The sequence below is a fragment of the Pseudarthrobacter sp. MDT1-40-2 genome, from assembly GCF_059383595.1.
This window is the reverse complement of sequence record NZ_JBWZCL010000004.1, coordinates 99498-121689: the sequence shown is the minus strand read 5'-3', so window position 1 is coordinate 121689 and position 22192 is coordinate 99498. Positions and strand designations below refer to the sequence as shown.

The 22192-nt window shown below is 63.0% G+C and carries 23 protein-coding genes; 13 read left to right on the top strand and 10 right to left on the bottom strand.

All coding sequences use genetic code 11. The features are described from left to right. Positions 1-56 precede the first annotated feature (56 nt). Entirely contained in the window at positions 57-1094 is a 1038-nt protein-coding gene (gene glpX / locus AC50X5_RS13040; RefSeq protein ID WP_493985113.1) for a class II fructose-bisphosphatase, read from the bottom strand. A 165-nt stretch (positions 1095-1259) separates the two neighbouring features. Here glpX and AC50X5_RS13035 point away from each other — a divergent pair, with 165 nt between their 5' ends. From AC50X5_RS13035 to AC50X5_RS13010, 6 genes are all read left to right on the top strand, one after another. Beyond that, positions 1260-1925 carry a DUF4245 domain-containing protein gene (locus tag AC50X5_RS13035; RefSeq protein ID WP_494976514.1) on the top strand — a complete coding sequence of 222 codons (666 nt, stop codon included), beginning with the start codon at positions 1260-1262 and terminating at the stop codon, positions 1923-1925. Between the two features lie 9 nt (positions 1926-1934). Beyond that, a complete protein-coding gene (locus AC50X5_RS13030; RefSeq protein WP_494976513.1) occupies positions 1935-2549 on the top strand; it encodes a carbonic anhydrase in 615 nt (204 codons plus the stop codon). Positions 2550-2625: 76 nt separating this feature from the next. Continuing rightward, positions 2626-4047: a class II fumarate hydratase gene (locus AC50X5_RS13025; RefSeq protein WP_494976512.1), complete on the top strand. Its 1422-nt coding sequence runs from the start codon at positions 2626-2628 to the stop codon at positions 4045-4047. A gap of 143 nt (positions 4048-4190) precedes the next feature. Continuing rightward, the gene (locus AC50X5_RS13020; RefSeq protein ID WP_494976511.1) at positions 4191-4865 is read left to right on the top strand and encodes a TetR/AcrR family transcriptional regulator; all 675 of its coding nucleotides are present in this window, start codon (positions 4191-4193) and stop codon (positions 4863-4865) included. Then, the gene (locus tag AC50X5_RS13015; RefSeq protein WP_494976510.1) at positions 4862-6559 is read left to right on the top strand and encodes a DHA2 family efflux MFS transporter permease subunit; all 1698 of its coding nucleotides are present in this window, start codon (positions 4862-4864) and stop codon (positions 6557-6559) included. The genes AC50X5_RS13020 and AC50X5_RS13015 overlap by 4 nt, the downstream gene beginning before the upstream one ends. A 38-nt stretch (positions 6560-6597) precedes the next feature. Further along, the gene (locus AC50X5_RS13010) at positions 6598-7047 is read left to right on the top strand and encodes a PASTA domain-containing protein (RefSeq protein WP_494976509.1); all 450 of its coding nucleotides are present in this window, start codon (positions 6598-6600) and stop codon (positions 7045-7047) included. 98 nt (positions 7048-7145) lie between these two features. Here the strand turns inward: AC50X5_RS13010 and AC50X5_RS13005 are convergent, their stop codons facing one another. Continuing rightward, positions 7146-7718 carry a prepilin peptidase gene (locus AC50X5_RS13005; protein ID WP_494976508.1) on the bottom strand — a complete coding sequence of 191 codons (573 nt, stop codon included), beginning with the start codon at positions 7716-7718 and terminating at the stop codon, positions 7146-7148. A gap of 59 nt (positions 7719-7777) precedes the next feature. Here AC50X5_RS13005 and AC50X5_RS13000 point away from each other — a divergent pair, with 59 nt between their 5' ends. Both AC50X5_RS13000 and AC50X5_RS12995 read left to right on the top strand, forming a co-directional pair. Continuing rightward, on the top strand, positions 7778-8560 hold the full coding sequence (locus AC50X5_RS13000; protein WP_494976507.1) for a hypothetical protein: 783 nt from the start codon (positions 7778-7780) through the stop codon (positions 8558-8560). A gap of 57 nt (positions 8561-8617) precedes the next feature. Continuing rightward, complete coding sequence (locus tag AC50X5_RS12995; RefSeq protein WP_494976506.1) at positions 8618-9316, top strand: GNAT family N-acetyltransferase; 699 nt, start codon at positions 8618-8620, stop codon at positions 9314-9316. Here the strand turns inward: AC50X5_RS12995 and phoH2 are convergent. After that, complete coding sequence (phoH2, locus tag AC50X5_RS12990) at positions 9313-10743, bottom strand: RNA 5'-3' helicase PhoH2 (protein WP_494976505.1); 1431 nt, start codon at positions 10741-10743, stop codon at positions 9313-9315. The two genes, AC50X5_RS12995 and phoH2, sit on opposite strands and share 4 nt — an antisense overlap. Positions 10744-10988: 245 nt before the next feature. Continuing rightward, a complete protein-coding gene (locus AC50X5_RS12985; RefSeq protein WP_494976677.1) occupies positions 10989-11750 on the bottom strand; it encodes an isoprenyl transferase in 762 nt (253 codons plus the stop codon). Positions 11751-11962: 212 nt separating this feature from the next. Here AC50X5_RS12985 and trhA point away from each other — a divergent pair, with 212 nt between their 5' ends. Continuing rightward, entirely contained in the window at positions 11963-12616 is a 654-nt protein-coding gene (gene trhA, locus AC50X5_RS12980) for a PAQR family membrane homeostasis protein TrhA (RefSeq protein ID WP_494976676.1), read from the top strand. Positions 12617-12833: 217 nt separating this feature from the next. Here the strand turns inward: trhA and AC50X5_RS12975 are convergent, their stop codons facing one another. Then, complete coding sequence (locus tag AC50X5_RS12975) at positions 12834-13190, bottom strand: hypothetical protein (RefSeq protein WP_494976504.1); 357 nt, start codon at positions 13188-13190, stop codon at positions 12834-12836. A gap of 89 nt (positions 13191-13279) precedes the next feature. Beyond that, positions 13280-14185, bottom strand: a complete 906-nt coding sequence (gene mca / locus AC50X5_RS12970) for a mycothiol conjugate amidase Mca (protein WP_494976503.1) — start codon at positions 14183-14185, stop codon at positions 13280-13282. 209 nt (positions 14186-14394) lie between these two features. Here mca and AC50X5_RS12965 point away from each other — a divergent pair, with 209 nt between their 5' ends. Continuing rightward, the gene (locus AC50X5_RS12965) at positions 14395-14751 is read left to right on the top strand and encodes a DUF4307 domain-containing protein (RefSeq protein WP_494976502.1); all 357 of its coding nucleotides are present in this window, start codon (positions 14395-14397) and stop codon (positions 14749-14751) included. Between the two features lie 149 nt (positions 14752-14900). Further along, complete coding sequence (gene greA / locus AC50X5_RS12960) at positions 14901-15395, top strand: transcription elongation factor GreA (RefSeq protein WP_494976501.1); 495 nt, start codon at positions 14901-14903, stop codon at positions 15393-15395. Between the two features lie 128 nt (positions 15396-15523). On the opposite strand, the gene AC50X5_RS12955 is transcribed toward greA, so the two are convergent. The 4 genes from AC50X5_RS12955 to AC50X5_RS12940 are packed head-to-tail and all read right to left on the bottom strand — an operon-like array spanning position 15524 to position 19660. Next, positions 15524-16147 (bottom strand): rhomboid family intramembrane serine protease, encoded by a 624-nt coding sequence (locus AC50X5_RS12955; RefSeq protein WP_494976500.1) that lies wholly within the window; start codon positions 16145-16147, stop codon positions 15524-15526. An 8-nt stretch (positions 16148-16155) separates the two neighbouring features. Next, positions 16156-17394, bottom strand: coding sequence for a threonine ammonia-lyase (gene ilvA, locus AC50X5_RS12950; protein ID WP_494976499.1), 1239 nt, complete (start codon positions 17392-17394; stop codon positions 16156-16158). Positions 17395-17397: 3 nt separating this feature from the next. Then, positions 17398-18675 (bottom strand): AI-2E family transporter, encoded by a 1278-nt coding sequence (locus AC50X5_RS12945; RefSeq protein ID WP_494976498.1) that lies wholly within the window; start codon positions 18673-18675, stop codon positions 17398-17400. Between the two features lie 4 nt (positions 18676-18679). Continuing rightward, positions 18680-19660 (bottom strand): aldose 1-epimerase family protein, encoded by a 981-nt coding sequence (locus AC50X5_RS12940; protein ID WP_494976497.1) that lies wholly within the window; start codon positions 19658-19660, stop codon positions 18680-18682. A 174-nt stretch (positions 19661-19834) separates the two neighbouring features. Between AC50X5_RS12940 and galT the strand changes: the two genes are divergently transcribed. Next, positions 19835-20998 (top strand): galactose-1-phosphate uridylyltransferase, encoded by a 1164-nt coding sequence (gene galT / locus AC50X5_RS12935; protein WP_494976496.1) that lies wholly within the window; start codon positions 19835-19837, stop codon positions 20996-20998. Then, complete coding sequence (gene galK, locus AC50X5_RS12930) at positions 20995-22182, top strand: galactokinase (RefSeq protein WP_494976495.1); 1188 nt, start codon at positions 20995-20997, stop codon at positions 22180-22182. The genes galT and galK overlap by 4 nt, the downstream gene beginning before the upstream one ends. Positions 22183-22192: the final 10 nt, after the last annotated feature.

The window sequence follows — 22192 nt, the reverse complement described above, 5'->3', positions numbered from 1 at the left end:
GGGGCGCGGTGCCTGCGCTGAACAGGTACCGCGCCCCCCTCTGGGCGGAGCTACAACTAGCTCCGGCGGGCGTAGCCTTCCCACTTGCTGGCCTGGTGCTCGCCGTCCACAAAACGGATGGTGCCGGACTTGGAGCGCATCACGATGGACTGCGTGAGGACCTTGTCCTTGGAATACCGGACTCCCTTGAGAAGATCGCCATCGGTGATGCCGGTGGCTGCGAAGTAGCAGTTGTCACTCGTCACGAGGTCGTTGGTGGACAGAACCCGGTCAAGGTCGTGACCGGCGTCCAATGCCTTCTGCTTCTCGTCGTCGCTGGTGGGCCACAGACGGCCCTGGATGACCCCGCCCAGCGACTTGATCGCGCACGCAGCAACGATGCCCTCAGGCGTTCCGCCAATGCCCATCAAGGCGTCCACTCCGGTACCTGACCTGGCGGCCGCGATGGCTCCCGCGACGTCGCCGTCCATGATGAACTTGGTGCGCGCACCGGCCTCGCGGATCTCCTCTACCAGCGGGCGGTGCCGGTCACGGTCCAGGATCATCACGTTAAGCTGGTTGACCTTGACGCCTTTGGCCTTGGCGATGAGGTGCAGGTTCTGCTTGACGGGGAGGCGGAGGTCCACCATGTCAGCGGCTTCGGGACCGGTGACCAGCTTCTCCATGTAGAACACTGCGGAAGGATCGAACATGGAGCCGCGCTCTGCCACCGCCAGTACGGCCAGGGCGTTGTTGATACCAAGGGCGGTGAGCCGTGTGCCGTCAATGGGGTCCACTGCCACGTCGCACTCAGGCCCTGTGCCGTCGCCCACCCGCTCGCCGTTGAACAACATAGGGGCTTCGTCTTTTTCGCCTTCGCCGATGACCACAACACCGTTGAAGTGCACGGTCTGAAGGAAGGAACGCATGGCATCGACGGCAGCACCATCAGCGGTGTTCTTGTCACCGAAGCCCACCCAGTGGCCGCCGGCGATAGCGGCAGCTTCGGTGACGCGGACGAGTTCCAGCGCAAGGTTGCGGTCCGGCTCATCGTTACCCACAGCCAGTGACGGGGAAATGGTGGAGTACTGCTGGTCAAATTGCGCAGGTGACACGGAAACCTCTTCTTCGAGTGACGATCATTGAGCCCGCGCCTGCCGGGTTTTGGTGGCCGCGGTGATTCCTCTGTTACTGATCATAGTCGCGGGCAGGAACAGGCACCGTTGAATGACGCCGGAGCGAAATGTGGGATCAGCCCGTGCATGGGCGATCATAGAAGGGTGAGTGAAACGCAGGAATCGTCCCCCGACCAGCCGGCAGCGCGGCGGCCGGCGCGGCAGGAACAGCAGATCAAGCCGGTCATCCCGGCGGCCGCCGCTAAGCGCGCCAACGCCTCAGTAATCGGGATGATACTTGCTCTTGCGGTCAGCATCCTGGCCTTTCTGCCCGTGGTCCTGATGAACCCCGCTCCGGATCCGGGCGGGTTCGTTTCCACCGTGGACGTCAATGGCACGGCTGCAAACGCCGCAGATGTGGCAGGATTCACACCCGCTACTCCGGACACAAACGGTTCGTACCGGCCCAACTACGCGCGTTGGGAAACAGGAACTGCTGACGGCGTGCCCACCTGGGAGGTCGGCTACCTGACACCCGCCAGTTCCTTCATCGGGCTGGTCCAGACCCGTGCTTCCAATCCCACCTGGTTAGCCCAGGTAACAGCGAACGCACCCGTGACGGGAACCCGTGATGCCGGCGGTAAAACCTGGGAATTGCGCGACTCCGGCAAGGGCGAGAAGAACCTGATCCTGGATCACAACGGCACCACCGTTGTGCTGTCCGGCCCCGCCAGCCTTGACGAATTCTCCACCTTGGCTGCCGCCGTCGTGGTTTCCATGGATGCTTCCCCCGCCGTAACGGTTTCCCCCTCCGCCCCGTCAGCATCGTAAGGTAGGCGGGTGGCTACCTACCTGACTCCCGCCCTCGCCTGGCGGCGCATGCGTGAAGGCAATGAACGCTTCGTCGCCGGAGCGTCCTCGCACCCCAACCAGGACGCTTCACGGCGTTCTTCACTGGTGGAAAACCAGAATCCTTTTGCCGTGATTTTCGGCTGCTCTGATTCACGGCTTGCTGCGGAAATCATCTTTGACCTCGGCCTCGGAGACGCCTTCGTAGTGCGGACAGCCGGGCAGGTTATTGACGACGCCGTTCTGGGCTCTCTCGAGTACAGCATCGGCGTGCTCGAGGTGCCGCTGCTCGTTGTGCTGGGTCACGACAGCTGTGGTGCCGTCAGTGCCACCAAGAGCGCAGTGGAGACCGGAAACATGCCGGCAGGTTTCATCCGTGACCTCGTGGAACGGATTACGCCATCCGTCCTCACCTCGCTGCGCAATGAACAGCACGAAGTCAACGACATGGTGGTGGAGCACGTGAAACAGACGTCGCACCGGCTGGTGGACAGCTCCCGTGTGATTTCCGACGCAATCGACAGCGGCCGGGCGGCCGTCCTGGGCCTGTCCTACAGCCTCGCAGAGGGCCGCGTCAACGTGGTTTCGGGAATCGGCGAGCTCTAAAACCGGCGTCCCGCCGGAGGTGTAGTTTGCCGTTCACGGTTTTCGATGGAATGCCGGATCGCCCTAAGCTAGCTCCATGACTTCCACTGAAGAGTTCCGCATTGAACATGACACGATGGGCGAAGTCCGCGTCCCCGTGAACGCCCTGTACCGCGCGCAGACGCAACGTGCAGTCGAGAACTTCCCCATCTCCGGAAAGACCCTGGAGCGTGCGCACATTGAAGCGCTGGCGCGGGTCAAGAAAGCTGCGGCGCAGGCCAACGCAGAACTTGGGGTGCTCGACGGCGAGCTGGCCAAGGCCATTGCAGAAGCAGCTGATGAGGTAGCCGCCGGAAAGTACGACGGCGACTTCCCGATCGACGTCTTCCAGACCGGCTCCGGCACCTCCTCCAACATGAACACCAACGAGGTCATTGCAGAGCTTGCCACGCGTGCCCTCAAGGCTTCCGGCAGTGACAAAGTGGTTCACCCGAACGACCACGTCAACGCCTCGCAGTCCTCCAACGACGTCTTTCCGACCTCTGTCCACGTCGCTGCAACGTCCGCGCTCATCAACGACCTCATCCCCGCCCTTGCCTACCTGGCAGAATCGCTGGAACGCAAGGAAATTGAATTTAAGGACGTCGTCAAGTCCGGCCGTACCCACCTCATGGATGCCACCCCGGTCACGCTGGGCCAGGAATTCGGCGGTTATGCAGCGCAGGTCCGCTTCGGCATCGAGCGCATCAATGCCTCGCTTCCCCGCGTTGCCGAGGTACCGCTGGGCGGAACCGCAGTGGGCACGGGCATCAATACGCCTGCAGGCTTTCCCGAGCGCGTCATCGAACTGCTGGCTACCGACACCGGCCTGCCGCTGACCGAAGCACGGAACCACTTCGAGGCCCAGGCCAACCGGGATGGCCTGATCGAAGCGTCCAGCCAGCTGCGCAACATCGCGATCTCCTTCATGAAGATCAACAACGACCTCCGCTGGATGGGTTCGGGCCCCAACACCGGTCTTGGCGAAATCGCCATTCCGGACCTGCAGCCGGGCTCCTCCATCATGCCCGGCAAGGTCAACCCTGTGATCTGCGAGGCATCCATCATGGTGGCCGCCCAGGTCATCGGCAACGACACCGCCATTGCCTGGTCCGGAACCAACGGCGCCTTCGAGCTGAATGTAGGCATCCCCGTGATGGCTGCGAACCTGCTCGAATCCATTCGCCTGCTGGCCAACACCAGCCGCGTGATGGCCGACAAGATGATTGATGGCATCACCGCCAACGTGGAACGTGCCCGCTTCCTGGCCGAGGCATCGCCGTCCATTGTGACCCCGCTCAACAAGTACATCGGTTACGAAAACGCTGCCAAGATCGCCAAAAAAGCAGTGGCCGAGGGCCTCACCATCCGGGAAACCGTGGTTGCCATGGGCTTCCTGGAACGCGGCGAAGTGACCGAAGAGCAGCTGGACACCGCGCTGGACGTCATGTCCATGACCCGTCCGCCGCACAAGGCATAGTCCAGACCGCCTCCTGAATCACGACGGCGGCCGGCACCTTCCCCAGGGAGGTACCGGCCGCCGTCTGCGTTTCCGGAGAAGGTGTCAGATGACACAGGACCAATCTTTTGCACTCTGAGTTATACAGTGCAAAACTTTACTTTGTGGATAAGAGTGCAAACATTGACGGCGGGCTCCGCGAGCGCAAGCGCCAGCAAACACGCAAGGCCATCACCGCCGCTGCCCGTTCGCTGACCGCCACAAAGGGCCTGAACGGCTTCACGGTGGAGGAAGTCTGCGGGAACGTCGGCATTTCCCGCCGGACATTCTTCAACTACTTCCCGTCCAAAGAGGACGCCATCCTTGGTCATCACGACGACGAACATCCCGGCGAACTGATGGCCAAATTCCTCAAGGGCGGTGGTGAGCCGGGGACCATTTCCGGTACGCTCCTGGCCGATCTCATCCAGCTCACGCTGGACATCTGGGCCGCCAAGGTGGATTCCGAGTCGGCCACCGACGTCCGCCAGTTGATCGCAGCGATCAAGAAAGAACCGCAGCTCGTAGCCAAGATCGTGGGCGCCAGCGCCGAACGCGAGGCGTCATCACGCCAGCTGATAGCGCAGCGCGAGGGCGTTCCGGCCGACCATCCAGTAGTTGTCATGGCCGTAACCATGATCAGCGCGATGGCCCACCATGCCCACGAAACGTACTTCTCGGCGTCAAACATCCGCACTTTCCGCGAAATTCTCCTCGACGACGCCATGGCGCTCAAGACCCTGTTCGCCCAGTCGCTTCCACCGCAGAACCTTCCCGCCAGCACCGAAGGAACACCATGACCACCACCGCAGGTCCCTCAAAAGCAACCCAGCCGCTGCTGCTGACCCAGAAAAGAATCTGGATCATCTTCTCGGCGCTCATCGCCGGGATGCTGCTGTCCAGCCTCGACCAGACCATCGTTTCCACTGCCATGCCCACCATCGTGGGCAAGCTGGGCGGCGTGGAGCATCAGGCGTGGATCACTACGGCCTACCTTCTGGCCACCACGATCGTGATGCCCATTTACGGCAAGTTCGGCGACATCCTGGGCCGGCGCAACCTGTTTCTCGTGGCCATCGCGTTGTTTACGCTGGCCTCCGTTGGCTGCGCTCTTGCCACCGATTTCTGGGGCTTTGTATTCTTCCGCGCCTTGCAGGGACTAGGCGGTGGCGGCCTGATGATCCTCTCGCAGGCGATCATCGCGGACATTGTGCCTGCCAACGAGCGTGGCAAGTACATGGGTCCGCTGGGCGCCATCTTCGGCCTCTCCGCCGTAGCCGGCCCGCTGCTGGGCGGCTTCTTCGTTGACCATATGACGTGGGAATGGGCCTTCTACATCAACATCCCCATCGGCATCGCGGCCTTTATTACCGCCTGGTTTGCCCTGACACTGCCCAACAAAAAAGCGGAGAAGCGCATCGACCTCCTGGGTGTGCTGTTCCTTTCCGCCGCCACCACGTTCCTGATCTTCTTCACGGACTTCGGTGGCAAGAAGGACGAGGGTTGGGATTCCCCGCTGACCTGGGCATTCGGCGCCGCCTTTGTGCTGTCCGCCGTGGGGTTCGTGATGGCAGAGAGGCGCGCGGAGGATCCCATTATTCCGCTGGGCCTGTTCAAGAACAGGATCTTCGTCAACGCAACCGCCATTGGTTTCACACTGGGCCTCGGGATGTTCGCTGCGATCGCCTTCGTGCCCACGTTCCTGCAGATGTCCTCCGGAACCTCGGCCGCTGAGTCCGGGCTGCTGATGCTGCCCATGATGGCCGGCCTGATGGGCACGTCCATCTACTCGGGCATCCGGATTTCCAAGACCGGCAAGTACAAGATGTATCCGATCCTTGGCGCGGCACTGACCATCATCGCCATGCTGTGGATGACTACCCTCTCTGCGGCTACGCCTATCTGGGTCATCTGCATCCAGCTGTTCGTGTTCGGTGCCGGACTTGGCCTGATCATGCAGGTGATCGTCCTGGTGGTACAAAATGCGGTACCGGCAGACCAGATCGGCACCGCCACCAGCACCAACAACTACTTCCGCGAAGTAGGTGCCGCCCTGGGCGTGGCAGTGTTCGGTTCCATCTTCACCAACCGGCTGTCCACGTCGCTGACCGATGCCTTCACGGGCTCCGGCGCCTCAGCCGAGCAGGCCGCGCAATCCACCAGCACCCTGGATCCGCAGGCGTTGGCGCAGCTTCCCGGCCAGTTGCGCGATGCCATTGTGAACGCCTACGCGGAGTCACTGGCGCCGGTGTTTTGGTACCTCGTGCCCTTCATTGCCCTGGCCCTGGTCCTGGCGATCACGCTGAAGCAGATTCCGCTCTCCGATACCGCCGGTATGGTGGCGCGCGGCGAGGCAATCGGCGGTGCGGAGGCTGTCCGGCTGGAAGCTGAACTGGCGGCCGGCAGGCCAGAGGCCGGAGACGCTGCAGGCACCGCCACTGCTGAAGCAACTGCACGGAAGGACGACGACGACCTCGTCTCCCGGCGCGGCTGACCTTCCGCCAACGGCACCGAAGCCGGGGTGCCTTTGGGATGGGCAGCCCGGCTTCTTACTGCATGGCTGTCCGCCGATTCAGGTTAATCGGGAGCCCGGCTGAGCCACCGGCGTTATTCTGGTGGGCAGAAGGTTTGGTTTCACCGTTCCAGCTGTTCAGGCTCACGGGAGTTGCAGAGATGGTTAAACGCCGCACGGTGACTGTTCCTGATCTCATTGGGCAGCCCGTGCATATTGTGCAAGAGATGGCGGCGAACATTGGGCTTGGTCTCACGGATGGGGACCTTGACGGGCCGGGGCTGCGTTCGCGTACGTGGCCGGGGCTGTTCTGGGTGACCTCCCAAGATCCTTCCGCAGGGTCGATTCTTGAGTGGGGAAGCCAAATCAGGATTACTTTCGTTGAGGACGGTCAAACTCGAAGCGACGTGCGGGCGCAGCAGGGCGGGCCGCCCCCCGCACTTCATGCAGAGGCCGAGGAGGACGAGTGAGAGCAGCTCGAGAGATGGCGAATGGGTGCCGCTCCACCCATCGTATTGCCGGACCCGTCAGGCATGTTTTCCAGCAACAAGGCAGGTGGCGGCAGTCCTCAAGCGGCCGGCAGGAGCATGGCCAGGGCGGCACCCAGGAGCATAAAAGGGCCAAAGGGAATGGTTGATTTCAAGGTCCCGCGGCGTGCCAGGATGATGCCGATCCCCCACAGCCCGCCGAGCAGAAAAGCGCCAAACGTGGCATACATAATGTGCTCCCAGCCGAGATAACCCAGGTACATTCCCAGGATGCCGGCGAGCTTCACGTCTCCGAAGCCCATACCCGGCGGATAGATAACGCGCAGCACGAAGTAGAGGAGCCACAGGACTGCGCCGCCAGCCAGGATGCGCAGCGAAGGTACCCCGAAAAGGGCGGCGCCGGCGTCGGCAATTCCTCCGCTGATCGCCGTGTTGCTCCCAGAGCCGCCAAAGGCCGACACCAACGCCGAAGCCACCAGTAATACCCCGGCCACACCGTAAGAGGGGAACACGATGCGGTTTGGCAGGAGGTGGCTCCGAACATCGATCACGGTCAGCCGGGCGGCCATCACGAGGAAATACAGGCACGCCGCAAGCACCAGCCAGAACGCCGGAGGGCTGGATTCCCAGAGGGCCACGAGTCGTCGGATCACTCTCGCGATGCTACCGGGCTTCACATGATGCGCGTTGGTTCCCCGCGTAAGCTGTGGATATGGGGCGATACAGCGCAGCGGAACAGGCCGATGCCGGCGGCAACACCCAAGCCGGCCTGGTTGGGGCCTTCAGGAACCTGTGCCGTTCCTCGCCGTGGAAATGGACCAGCCTGCGATTCGAATACCTGGACTTGCCCGGCAGTGGCGACAACCTGGTTCGTGGTTGGCTGCGCCGGCCTGGAGCACTGCGGCTGGAAAGCCGGGACGGGCTCCTGTTGCACAGCACCACCGGCATCAACGATTCCCGGGATGACTTCTACGTCAGCTCTACGAAGAGGTCCTGGCTTCTGCCTGCCCACCTCGTCGCGCCCGTTTACGACGAGGTGGGGCTGGTCCGTCGCCGGCCGGCAGCCGCCTATGGCGAGCCATCCTTCGGCAACAGCAGGCTGGCCGCGGCGCTGGATCCCGTAGAGCTCGCAGGTAACGCTCCCGCGCCACTCGAGTTTCCCCATCTGAACCCGGTGCAGCTGGAAGCCCTGCGGAAAGTCGATGATGAGGGGCGGCCCGCACTGGAGGCCGTGGTTACCGCCGACCGGAACTATTCCCCCGCCGATCCCGCGGCGCCATTGGCGCATCCTGGTCGCACCCTGATCAGGATCGACACCGGGACCGGTGTCTGCGTCGCCAGCCGTTCGCTGGACGGTGACACGGCCGGCGTCGGGCATTGGCTGAAGATCCTGGCCGTCGACGAATACATGTTGGACGACCTCTTCCTGGCAGAGTCGATGAACCTGACCGATGTCCGGCGCCACATCCCGTGGGACATCGGACCGGCGGAGTAGGCCGGCCGGCGGCCTCACGGCGAACCCGCAGTCCCGAGGAACGGTTAGGCTTCACGGATGAGCACGCTGACGTCTATCTGGCCGCTTCACGGCCTCACCCTGACCACGCCCCGGCTGCTACTGAGGCCGATAACTGATGACGACATTCCGGCCGCCGTAGAGGCTGCGCTGAGTGGGATTCACGACGCCGGGAAGAGTCCTTTCAGCATCCCCTGGGCCGAACTTCCAGCCGGGGAACTGGGACCGGCAATGGCCCGGTGGTACTGGCGGTGCCGTGCGGAGTCCACACCTGAATCCTGGACCCTGCTGCTGGGCATCTGGCACAACGGCGAATTCGTCGGCTGCCAGGACATCGCGGCCAGGAACTTCACTAGCCTGAAAACCGTCACCACCGGTTCCTGGCTGAAAAAGTCCGCGCAGGGCCAAGGTCTGGGCAAAGAGATGCGCGCCGCCGTGGTCCTTTATGCCTTCGGTTGGCTCGGAGCAGAGGTGGCTGAGTCTGATGCGGCAGTGTGGAATGCTGCTTCACTTGGCGTATCGCGATCACTCGGCTACGAGCTGAACGGCATCCACCGCCACTCCTGGGACGGCGTGGCCCGCGATGTCCAGCATGTCCGCGTCACCCCGGCGCTCCTGAAGCGGCCCGAATGGAACCTGCAGGTTTCCGGCCATGAGGCTGCCGCTGGTTTCCTCGGAGCAGACGGCGAAGGTCCGCCCTCCGGTGCACCGGAGAGCGGACCTTCGGGCGGCACCTAGATCTCCGCACCCTCCAACAGTTCGGTCACAAGTGCGGCGATCGGCGAGCGCTCGGACCGGGTCAGGGTGATGTGGCCGAACAACGGGTGGCCCTTGAGCGTCTCCACCACTGCGGCAACGCCGTCATGCCGGCCCACCCGCAGGTTGTCGCGCTGGGCGACATCGTGGGTGAGCACGATCTTCGAGTTCTGGCCAATGCGGCTCATCACCGTCAGCAGGACGTTCTTCTCCAGTGACTGGGCTTCGTCCACGATGACAAAGGCGTCGTGCAGTGAGCGGCCGCGGATGTGCGTCAGCGGCATGACCTCGAGCATGCCGCGGTCCATGACTTCCTCCACCACTTCCTGGCTGACCAACGCGCCCAGGGTGTCAAACACAGCCTGCGCCCAGGGGTTCATTTTCTCCGCTTCGGAACCCGGCAGGTAACCAAGCTCCTGGCCGCCTACGGCGTAGAGCGGACGGAACACAATCACCTTGCGGTGCTCCCGCCGCTCCAGGACCGCTTCCAGGCCGGCACACAATGCCAGTGCCGACTTTCCGGTGCCGGCGCGGCCGCCGATGGAGACAATGCCGACGCCCGGATCCATCAGCATGTCGATGGCGAGCCGCTGTTCGGCGGACCTCCCATGCAGGCCGAAGACGTCCCTGTCCCCCCTGACCAGGCGGACCTGTTTGTCTGCCCCCACCCGGCCTAGGGCCGATCCGCGGTTGGACAGCAGCACCAGGCCCGTGTTGACAGGCAGCTCGGCCGCGGCCGGGATGTAGACCGGTTCGTGGCCGTACAGCGTGCCCACCTCGTCCTCCGTGGCGTCCAGTTCCGCAATGCCGGTCCAGCCGGAGTCCTGCACCAGTTCGTTCCGGTACTCATCGGCGGTGAGCCCCATGGCGGAGGCCTTGACGCGCATGGGCAGGTCCTTGGAAACCACAGTGACGGAACGGCCTTCGTTGGCGAGGTTCTTGGCCACGGCCAGGATCCTGCTGTCGTTGTCACCGCTGCGGAATCCGGCAGGTAGCACCTCGGAGGAGATGTGGTTCAGCTCCACCATGAGGGTGCCGCCCTCGGAACCGATGGGCAGCGGTTTGTTCAGGCCACCGTGCTGGACACGTAGATCGTCCAGGAGCCGGAGCGCCTTGCGGGCGAAGTAGCCAAGCTCGGGGTCATGCCGCTTGGACTCCAGTTCCGTAATCACCACGATCGGGACAATCACCTCGTGTTCGGCGAAGCGCAGCAGCGCCCGCGGATCGGACAGGAGCACGGAGGTATCGATCACGAAGCTTTGGACGCCCGGGTCCCGACCGGAAACAGAAAGACCGGCCGCAGCATCATCTTGTGCTGCACCGGTCCTGGTGGTGGCTCGCTTGGCGCGAGAGGTAGCTTTCTTGCCGCCGTCGGTAGAAACGGTGGGACGCTCTTCAGAAGTAGCCACATCGACTCCAGCCCCGGGCTTCCGCCCGGCTTTGTTATTGGTGAGGCGGCTCGGCCTTGAGGCCGGACGCGGCCTCCCCAACATGAGGTGCGTGAATACGCTCCATGTAGTGGCCTCCCCGATCAGCCGGCGTTAGTGCCTGCTGATGAATACAACGTAAATCCAACGGCCCTACTTTCCGGTTTCATCCCCCGGCGATTCTTGCTGCCGCCGTGTGAATTTGAGGTAAACGCAGCCGCCGGGGTTCAGGATCCGAAGCGGCGCTGCCGGCCGGCGTAATCCCGGAGGGCGCGGAGGAAATCGACTTTGCGGAAGGCCGGCCACAGGGCCTCACAGAAATAGAACTCGCTGTACGCGCTCTGCCACATCAGGAAACCGGAGAGCCGCTGCTCACCAGAGGTCCGGATCACCAGGTCCGGGTCCGGCTGTCCGCGGGTGTAGAGGAAACGCGAAATATCTTCGACCGTCAGCGAATCGGCAACCTCGCGAAGTCCCACGCCACGGTCTGCAGCATCGCGCAGGAGTTCACTGACTGCGTCGACAATTTCCCTGCGTCCGCCGTAGCCCACGGCGACGTTTACGTGGATCTTCTCGTGGATCGGCGTGCGCGCCGTCAGTTTGTTGAGGCGTTCAGCCAGGTAATCGGGCAACAGCTCCGGTGCACCCATGGCGTGTACCGAAATATCTGAGTCCCCGTCCAGCCGGTCCAAGGTGTTGGCGATGATCCCCATGAGCAAATCCAGCTCCTCTGAGGAACGGCTCATGTTGTCAGTGGACAGCATGTACAGCGTCACCACTTCAACGCCGAGTTCCTGGCACCAGCCAAGGAACTCGTGAATTTTGTCCGCTCCGGCCTGGTGTCCCTGGCTGGTGGGAGCGTTGAATTGCTTGGCCCAGCGCCGGTTCCCGTCCACCATGACGCCTATATGTTTCGGAATCCGATCCCGGGAAAGGCTGCGGAGAAGCCTGCGCTCGTAAAAGCCATAGAGGAGCCCGGGCAGTTCCACGCGGCGGTTCACCTGACTTCCTGGTGTGTGATGGGCAATTACTTCTAGGCTACCGTTAGCTTCCGGCTCCCTATTCCTACCCACCAGTAACTTACCCGGGCGTAAGTTAGGCTTAATGCATGACCAGCATTCCGCCCAACTTACCTCCCGATGCAGGCCACGGGCCACGGGAACCGGAGCGGTCGGGAGCCGTGGACGATGCCGCGGCCCGGATCGCAGAACTCCTCACCATCAAACCCAAATGGCGTGGCTGGATTCACGCTGTCTCCGCGCCGCTGGCCCTGGTGGCAGGCGTGGTGCTGGTGGCTCTGGCACCCAATGCCGGGCTGCGGGTCGCCAGCGCCGTGTACGCCTTCACCGGCCTCCTGTTGTTCGGCGTCAGTGCCGTCTACCACCGGGGCAACTGGTCCCCCGGAGTAAGAATGGTGCTCAAGCGGCTGGACCACACCAACATCATGCTGGTCATTGCCGGAAGCTACACGCCCCTGGCCTGGGCACTCCTGGATCGGCCCAAGGCGATACTGCTGCTCTGGGTCATCTGGAGCGGCGCGATTCTGGGCGCCCTGTTCCGGGTTCTCTGGACCCATGCGCCGCGATGGCTGTATGTGCCCATCTATATCGCCCTCGGCTGCGGGGCATTGTTCTACCTGCCGGAATTCTTCGAGGCGAACCCCGCTTCAGCCATCCTTATTTGCGTCGGCGGCGCCCTGTACATTGCCGGTGCTATTTTTTATGCGCTCAAGAAACCCAACTTCAGCTTCGAGCATTTCGGCTTCCATGAGCTCTTCCATGCCTTCACCGTTATAGCCTTCGCCGCACATTTTGTGGCTATCGCACTGGCAGTCCTGGGGCATCCGGCAACCTAGAGTTGCCGCAGCATGAAGGACGGACGACGGCGGGAATTTGAAGGCGGGGCCGAAACCACCGGCGTCGCGGTCTTCCCAGGCCGCCAGCGAGTTGACCGCAGCGGCCAAAATCCGCCGCCGACAGATCCTGACGGACCGCTGACGGTGACCACCATCGAAAACCGGGCATCGCCAAGGCGGCCTGCCAGCGCCAAGCGGTACCCGCTGGACAGGACAGTTAACGGGCGCCGGGTTCCTCACGGCGGGTTTCTTCCCCGCCTTCCCGGCGGGCCCCTTCCGCGGATATGCCTTCTGCGCCGGCCCCACCTGGGGTTGCCCCGGAATCCGCAGCTTCCTGAGCGGCGGCATCAGCTGCCGCTGCTGCTGCGAGGCGTTCTTCTTCGACTTGCGCGCGGTACCTGACCCGGCGGACGCGGCGGACCATGTCCACGAGCAGCAGGGTGGTAGCCAGTACGAAGAACGCCGTCATGATAAAACCCAGCGTGCCCGGCGTAATGTCGTCCTGGCTGATGCCCGGGCGCAGGGATGGGCTGGGCGAGGGCGTAGCGGTCAGGAACACGAAGATGTGATGCACGGTATACCTTCTGGAGGATGGAAGACGCAGGCGCGATGAATGCGGCCCCGAACGGAACCTCATTTTCTACGCAGCATAGAAAACTGTCTCTATCTTAGCCCGGTGAACAGATCCTTCTCCGGCAACTCTGCTTCCACGCGGGACTCGATGAGTGAGTAATCCTCCCAGGGCCATACGCGACGCTGCATCTCCGGCGACACGGCAAAGAAGAATCCCAGCGGATCAACCTGGGTTGCATGGGCGCGCAGGGCGTCGTCGCGGGCCTCAAAGTAGTCTCCGCAGTCAATCTGCGTGGTGATGGGGTGCGCGGGCGGTGGCGGCATGTGGCCCTCGGGGTCGCTCTCCAGCCAGGCTGCCAGGCGCTCGGCGTAAGGCGATTGCAGGCCTGCCTCTTCGAGGGCAAAATGCAGGGCACGGAACCGCTCCGGGCTGAACGCCCTGTCGTAGTACAGCTTGGCGGGCTCCCATGGTTCTCCTGCTTCCGGATACCTTGCGGGATCGCCTGCCGCCTCGAAGGCCTCAACAGCAACCTTGTGCGCCATGATGTGGTCAGGGTGCGGGTACCCGCCAAGTTCATCGTAGGAAAGGATCACGTGCGGCTTGAACCGGCGGACCAGGCGGACCAGCGGGGCGGCTGCCCGCTCCAGGGGCTGCATCGCAAAGCTCGCCGGCGGCAGTGGCGGGAGCGGATCGCCCTCGGGCAGCCCGGAATCCACAAAACCAAGCCACTGCTGGCGGATGCCAAGGATCCGGGCCGCGCGCTCCATCTCCAGGCGCCGGGCACCCGCCATGTCCCGCTTTGGCTGCGGAGCGCTCTCCATCGCCGGGTTCTGGATGTCTCCCCTGGAACCATCGGTGCACGTTGCGACCATAACCTCGACGCCGCTGGCCGCGTACATGGCCATCGTGGCGGCACCCTTGCTGGATTCGTCGTCGGGATGGGCATGGACCGCCAGGAGGCGCAGCGGCGCCGGCGTGGAACTTGACGCGGTCATAGGGCGGTTCCTCTTTCTGCTACCGGTGCCGCTACGGCGCCGGTTTTGTCTCTGCTGCATGTGGCGGGTGGAATTTCAGGCGGGCAGATCCCCACTAAACTGGAGTGGTGACTTCCCAGGATCGTCCGGCTTCATCACCGACCGCAGACACTAGCCTAGCCAATCGTTATGGCCGTCAAAAGCGCACCCTTAGCGCCAAGGGCAAAAAGGTGACAGCCGCCGTCGCCCTCGCTGCAGGCGTGGGCTTCATGGCGTGGATCGCCACCTCAAACGCCACCGACTCGGTGACCTTCAAGGACATCAGCTACAGCACCACCGACGCCACTCAAACGGAGATCGATTTCCAGGTAACCCGGGATCCGGGCACTGCCGTGAAGTGTGCGGTGAAGGCGTTGGACTCCAAGTACGCGATTGTGGGCTGGAAGGTTGTGGACGTCCCTGCAGGTGTGGTTGAAGGCAGCACCGACTCCGGCCGGACTGTTGCGCAGCGTGCAGTGGTCCGCACGGAATCGCTGGCGGCCACCGGCGTGGTCGACAACTGCTGGGTGCCTGACACCGCCGCCTGATGTGACGGGTGCCCCCTGGATATTGGGATTCATCCACAGTGTTGTCTACAATGGTCTAATACCTTCACCCCGCTGAGCTGGTTACTGAGTTCCACAAGTGGCCACCGTGGCGGGGTGTCTTGCATGTAAGACCATTAGAGGAGAAGTCCGTGTCTACCACCAACAGTCCGTCCGCAGCCTGGCTCACCCAGGAAGCTTTCGACCGTCTGAAGGCAGAGCTGGACCACCTTTCCGGCGCTGGCCGGGCGGAAATCGTTCAGAAGATCGAGGCCGCGCGCCAGGAGGGAGACCTCAAGGAGAACGGTGGCTACCACGCAGCCAAGGAAGAGCAGGGCAAGATCGAAGCCCGTATCCGCCAGCTGACTGCCCTGCTCCGTGACGCCCAGGTCGGCGCTGCTCCGGCTGACGACGGCGTGGTGGAACCAGGCATGATAGTCGTCGCCAGGATTGCCGGAGACGAAGAGACGTTCCTGCTCGGCTCCCGTGAAATCGCCGGCGATTCCGATCTCAACGTCTTTAGCGACAAGTCGCCGTTGGGTGCCGCCATCATTGGCCATAAGGAGGGCGACCAGATCTCCTACACCGCCCCGAACGGCAAGGACATCCCCGTGCAGATCATTTCTGCCAAGCCGTACACCGGCTAGCAGCACCACTTCCCATCAGCACGAAAGTCCGGCAGCCCTCGATACGGGGCTGCCGGACTTTTTTGCTTAAGCAAGCCGCCTGCCGGCACTCCCTGCGGATGCGGCGCCCTCCGGCAGATCAGTCAGGATCAGGCGCGTGGCGATGCCGCCACTGGGCTGGCGGGCCTCAATAGCAGTGCAGCAAGTACGCCACCAACGGCACCGCCAAGATGAGCCTGCCAGGAAACATAACCGGCCACTATGGGTAGCGCGCCCAGGAGGATGCCCCCGTAGGTCAGGAACAGGACCGCCGAGAGCAGTATCTGCCACCAGCTCCGGTTGAGGAAGCCGCGGACCAGGAGGAACGCGAACAATCCGAAGACCAACCCGGAGGCGCCTATCGTCACGCCGCCGCCCAGCAACCAGACCGCTGTTCCGGACCCAAGCCAGCTCAAACCCAGCGTTGTGACAAATACCCTTGTCCCGGACAAAAAAACCAGGAAGCCGAAGATAATCAGTGGCAGGGCGTTGGAGGTCAGGTGGCCAAGATTTGCGTGCAGCAACGGAAAGGTCAGGATGTCCAGTAAGCCGTCCGGGGTACGCGGCCGCAGGCCGAAGATCATGTTGAGGCTGCGAAGCGTCAGGAAGTTGATCAGCTCCACGATAAACAACAACGCCACAAAAGATCCCACCACCAGCAAGCCCGTTCTTGCGCGCCCTGCCGTATTGGCGGCTGCGCGCGGCCCGCTGGGTCCTGGTCCCGGCAATTTCATGGCAGGCCCTAGTGCACCACGATGGGCTGGAAGCCTTCGGCCCGCAGTGCACCCAGCACCTGTTCGCCGTGCTCGTGGCCCTTGGTCTCCAGGTTCACCGTGATGGAAACGTCGCCCATGCTGATGGCACCGCCAACACGGGTGTGGTCCAGCCCGGTTACGTTGGCGTCGTTCTCCGCAATGATCCGGGCAATCGTGGCCAGGGAGCCGGGACGGTCGTCCAGCATCATGCGCACGGTCATGTAGCGGCCGGCCGCGGAAAGGCCCCGTTGGATGACCTTAAGCATCAGCATGGGGTCGATGTTGCCGCCGGACAGGATCACGGCGGTAGTACCGGGGTTTTCGATCTTGCCGTCCATCAGAGCCGCCACTCCGACGGCGCCGGCAGGTTCAACCACCATCTTGGCGCGTTCCAGGAGGAAGATCAGGGCACGGGCCAGTGAGTCTTCGCTGACAGTGACCACGTCGTCCACCAGTTCGCGGATGATGCTGAACGGCAACTGGCCGGGGCGACCTACGGCTATGCCGTCCGCCATGGTGGATACCTTTTTAAGCGGCACCAGGGCGTCGGCAGCCAATGAAGGCGGGTAGGCAGCTGCGTTCTCAGCCTGAACGCCGATGATCCGGATATCTCGGCCCAGCTCCTTCGCCCGGCTCTTGACGGCAATGGCCACTCCCGCCAGCAGGCCTCCACCGCCGACGCCCATCAGGATGGTATCGACTGTGGGAATCTGCTCAAGGATTTCCAGGCCGATGGTGCCCTGTCCTGCCACCACTTCCACGTTGTCAAAGGGATGCACGAAAACAGCCCGGGACTCGTTGGCATATCTCTGTGCCTCGGCAAGGGCCTCGTCCACGTTGTGGCCGTGCAGGATGACTTCTGCGCCATGGCTCCGGGTGGCAGCAAGTTTAGGAAGTGCAACGCCCAGGGGCATATAGATCCGGGCCTTGATTCCGAGGCTTTTAGCTGCAACGGCAACGCCCTGGGCGTGGTTGCCTGCCGAAGCCGCCACTACTCCACGCTTTTTCTCTTCCAGAGACAATTTGGCCATCCGGACATAGGCGCCCCGGACTTTGAAGGAACCTGCACGCTGCAGGTTTTCACACTTAAAGAAGACGTCGCCCCCCACCAGTGTGCCCAGCGCGCGCGATGTCTCCACGGGCGTACGGGTAATAATGCCTTCGAGCAGCTTCTGCGCCTCCAGGACATCGTCCAGTGTGACAGGCAGGCTCTCGAGGTTATTCACTAACTATTCTCCTTTGGTGGATGAGTTTCCGGCGGCCTGGCCGTCCCGGCCATCGCCGGGGCCTTCTGTTTCCCGGATAGTGCCCAGGGTTGCCTCCGCTGGCGGATCCTCCGGGTTTACCGGCACCAGTTCATGTTCCCACGTTCTGGCAGAGATATATCGAATTGAGGTGTTTGCTACGGCGAGGATCGGTACTGAGAACAAGGCCCCTGGAATTCCCGCGAGGTAGGACCCCGCAGCGACGGACAAGATGACGGCCACAGGATGCAGCGAGACTGCCTTACCCATGACGAGGGGCTGCAGGATGTGGCTTTCCAGTTGCTGGACTGCCAGGACGATGGCCAGCATAATCAGCGCGTTCACAGGGCCGTTAGCCACCAGGGCCAAGAGGACGGCAATGGCGCCCGTGACCAGCGCACCAACCACCGGTATGAAGGAGCCCAGGAACACCAGGACGGACAGCGGCAGCGCCAGCGGGACGCCGATGATTGCTGCTCCGGCACCGATGCCCACGGCATCAACGAAAGCCACGAACATCTGGATCCGGACATAGCTGACCATGGAGGCCCAGCCCCGGCGCCCGGCACCGTAACTTGCTGCCTGCGCCTTTCGCGGCAGCAGTCTGACCAGGAATGCCCAGATCCGCTCCCCCTCAAGGAGGAAGAAAATCAGGATGAAGAGGGACAGCACCAGGCCCGCCGCAAAATGCCCGGCTGTGCTGCCGAAGGACAATGCACCGCTGAGGATGCTGCTGCTGTTGTCCTGCAGGGCAGCGGCAGCCTCTTCGATGTAGGTGTCTATCTGCGCCGTCGTGAGTTGCAGCGGGCCGTCCGCCATCCATCCCTGGATCTGTTGTATGCCGGCCAGGGCTTCGGACCACAGCTCCCCGAAGCCGGTTACAAGTTGGCGGCCCACCAGTGTCAGGGCACCGGCGATGATGCCCAGGAAGCCGAGGATGGTGATTGCAACAGCGGCTCCCTTAGGAACCCGTTGCTCGGCCAGCCAGTTCACCACCGGCGCCAGGAGCCCGGCCAACAGGGCAGCGACCATCACCGGAATGATGAGGAAACTGATCTTGCTCAACAACCAGACCAGGGCGCCCATCATCAACAGGATCAGCCCAAGGCGCCAGGCCCAGGCGGCCGCAATGCGGATGCCGTAGGGGATGTCCTGTTCAAGCTGCCTGTCGGTGACTACCCGAAGCGGCCCTGCCGGCCCGAACTTCGGTGCAGCTCCCGGTGTGGCTCCTGGCATGGATTCTGAAGCATTTTCCGGAGTCATAGCCCTATCCTTGCGCAGGCTGGTCCCTTTGCGAAACGGCATCAATGCCCCACGTCATGGTGAATTTCGCGCCGGGCTCCAGCCAGCGGAGGCCAGCGCCGCTGTTGAAGGCGTTCGCGGGCCCCGTCATTGGCTCAACAGCCACCACCAGTTCCCGGCCCGGATACTCTGTGGAAATAAAGACATGGACGTAGGCGCAGTTTTCGTCCTGCCAAAGGCTCACGCTGCGCCCATCGTCAGCAACCAGGGTGTGCCGGGCAATACCGCCTTCGAAGGTCAGGCCGGTAAAAGCAGCGTCAATGCGGATGTTGCGGATGCGCCTGCCCGCACGGAAATCAAGATCTCCGCTGACCGGCTCTTCCCCGCGCGGGATGAGCCTGCCATCAACGGTCAGTGTGGTGCCGGCGTCCACCGTCAACACCAGGTCGGCCACGGGCACGTCGCCGATCCGCAGGTACGGATGGGCGCCCAGGACGAAGGGCGCACGCTTGGGAGAGTCGTTGATCAGGGTCTGGCGCACTACGAGGCCACCGTCGGACGCCAATGCATACTCCACCTGGTGGCGGACCAGGAACGGGTACCCGTGCTGCGGAAAGATAATGGCCTCAAGCGTCACAGAATCGCTTTGCTGCGCCACAGCGGTGTAAGCCGCGTTCCTCAAGAGTCCGTGGATGGCGTTGTTCCGGGCCACGTCGGTGATATCGAGCTGCTGCTTGCGGCCATCGAGGTACCAGAGGCCGTCCTGGATGCGGTTGGCCCAGGGAGCCAGTGTAATGCCGCAGGCACGAGGCGGAATCTGGTCGTCGTCGTAGGTCTCCGTGAAGAGCGTGCCCGCGACGCTGTATGAACGCAGCCCGGCAGCCAGCTCAGTAATGACGGCCCTGGCCTGACCGCGCTCCAGTTCAAATTGCCGCCCGGTGGCAGGGCGGTTTACGGCAGGAGTCGCCACGGCAGGGGCCGCAGCATTGGAGGTCGCAGGGGTCATGGGTACAAGTTACAGCGCGTTGCCGTTCCGCTCCAGCTCGACAGGCCTCACACCCAACAGTGATCTATTGATCTTAAATGTTACATTTTGGTAGAAAGCATGTTCCATGTGGTGACTTATGGCACAATTATAGTGCTGCCAGTTCCCCGGCCACGCCCCCAAAGGACAAGCACCATGATCAACATCACCGCCACCAGCCTCGCAGACGGCCGGGAACTCATTTACTATGATGACCCCGGAACCCGAACCCTCCGGACTCCTGAGTCCGTCACCGATCTGCGGACCCTTCCGCCACGCGGTGAACCCGGCGAGGTCAGGTACGACGCCCTGACCCGGGAATGGGTCGCCGTTGCAGCCCACCGGCAAAGCCGGACGCACCTGCCTCCGGCGGATCAGTGCCCCATATGCCCCACTACTGCCGGAAATCCGTCCGAAATTCCAGCAGCCAGCTACGACGTTGTGGTCTTTGAGAACCGGTTTCCGTCACTTGGCCCTGCCGTGGGTTACATTCCCCAGGATCCTGCATGGGGAACGACGGGACCGGCTTTTGGCCGCTGTGAGGTTGTGGCTTTCACTCCGGAGCACACCGGCTCGTTCAGCAGACTCAGTGAAACCCGTGCGCGTACTGTCATTGAGGCTTGGGCGCACCGCACTGAGGTCCTGAGCGCCCTGCCCGGTATCAAGCAGGTCTTCCCGTTCGAGAACCGTGGCGCCGACATCGGCGTCACCTTGCACCACCCTCACGGGCAGATCTATGCCTACCCCTACGTCACCCCCCGCGCCGAAGTGATGGCAGCAGCTGCCCAAAAGTTCCATGATGAGGCCAGAGGCCGCTCCACCCTGACCGGTTCGCTCCTCGGCTCAGAACGCGCAGACGGCAGCCGCATGGTCCTGGAGGGCACCAACTTCAGCGCCTATGTTCCCTTCGCCGCCCGCTGGCCACTGGAAGTTCACCTGGTCCCGCACCGTCAGGTGGCCGATCTTGCCGCGCTGACGGGCGAAGAAAAGGATGAACTGGCGGTTGTCTACCTGGAACTGCTCAAGCGCTTTGACGCCCTCTACCCCACCCCCACGCCCTACATCTCAGCGTGGCACCAGGCCCCGACGGACGCGGCGTTGCGGCAGTCCGGGTACCTTCATCTTCAGATCACCTCGCCCAGGCGGGCGGCGGACAAGCTGAAATTCCTGGCCGGATCAGAAGCCGCCATGGGAGCCTTTATCAACGACACCACTCCCGAAGCCGTGGCTGAGCGGCTTCGGTCCGTCCAGGTTCCGGCAGTGACCCCTGCCAATCCCCCGGTTGTGGCCACAGAATCCCCAGAAGGAGCCCTGGCATGAGTCATGAAAACAAGGCGGGTGCAGTACCTGCGCCGCTGGACACGGATGCTCTGATCCGCCGTTTCGAGGAAACTTTCGGTCGGCTCCCCGATGGGGTCTGGCAGGCACCGGGGCGGGTGAACCTGATTGGCGAACACACCGATTACAACGAAGGTTTCGTCCTGCCCTTCGCCATCGATAGAACGGCACGGGTTGCCGTGGCCACCAGGACCGATTCGACTATCAGGCTGCTGTCCACTTACGGCGGCCAGGGACTGACGACGGCCGACGCTGCCTCCTTGGACAGCGCTTCGGCCAAGGGGTGGACCAGATATCCGCTGGGCGTCATATGGGCTCTGCAGCAACGCGGCATCGTAGTACCCGGCATTGACCTGTTGTTGGACTCAGATGTTCCATTGGGTGCCGGGCTGTCATCCTCGCACGCCATCGAATGCGCAGTTATTTCGGCGCTGAACGATCTCACCGGCGCCGGCCTGCAGGCCGAAGAGATGGTCCTGGCGACGCAGAAGGCGGAGAATGACTTCGTCGGTGCGCCCACGGGCATCATGGACCAATCAGCCTCGCTGAGGGGCGCCAAGGGGCACGCCGTTTTCCTGGACTGCCGCAACCAGAATGTCGAGCTGGTGCCGTTCGAGGTTGAACCGGCAAACCTCGTCATGCTGGTCATCGATACCAAGGTGCAGCATTCACACGCCGACGGCGGTTATGCCTCGCGCCGCGCCTCCTGCGAACTGGGTGCCGAGGTAATGGGGGTCCCTGCGCTGCGGGACGTCAGCGTGGAAGACCTGGAGGAGGCGTCCGGACTGCTGGACGAGGTCACCTTCCGCCGGGTGCGCCATGTGGTGATGGAAAACGATCGGGTCCTGCAGACCGCAGAGCTGCTGGCAAACCAAGGACCGGGAGCCATCGGCGCCCTCCTTGATGCGAGCCATGTTTCAATGCGGGACGATTTTGAGATTTCCTGCCCTGAACTGGACCTTGCGGTGGACGTCTCCCGTGGCCATGGTGCAATCGGCGCCCGAATGACCGGTGGGGGTTTCGGTGGCGCTGCCATCGCCCTCACCCCCGTGGCGGCAGAAGCGGAAGTCCGGGCCGCCGTCGTACGTGCTTTCGCTGATGCAGGCTACAGGGAACCGGATATCTTCACCGTTACTCCCGCTGCCGGAGCGCACCAGGTCAGTTAGTAGCGTGGCT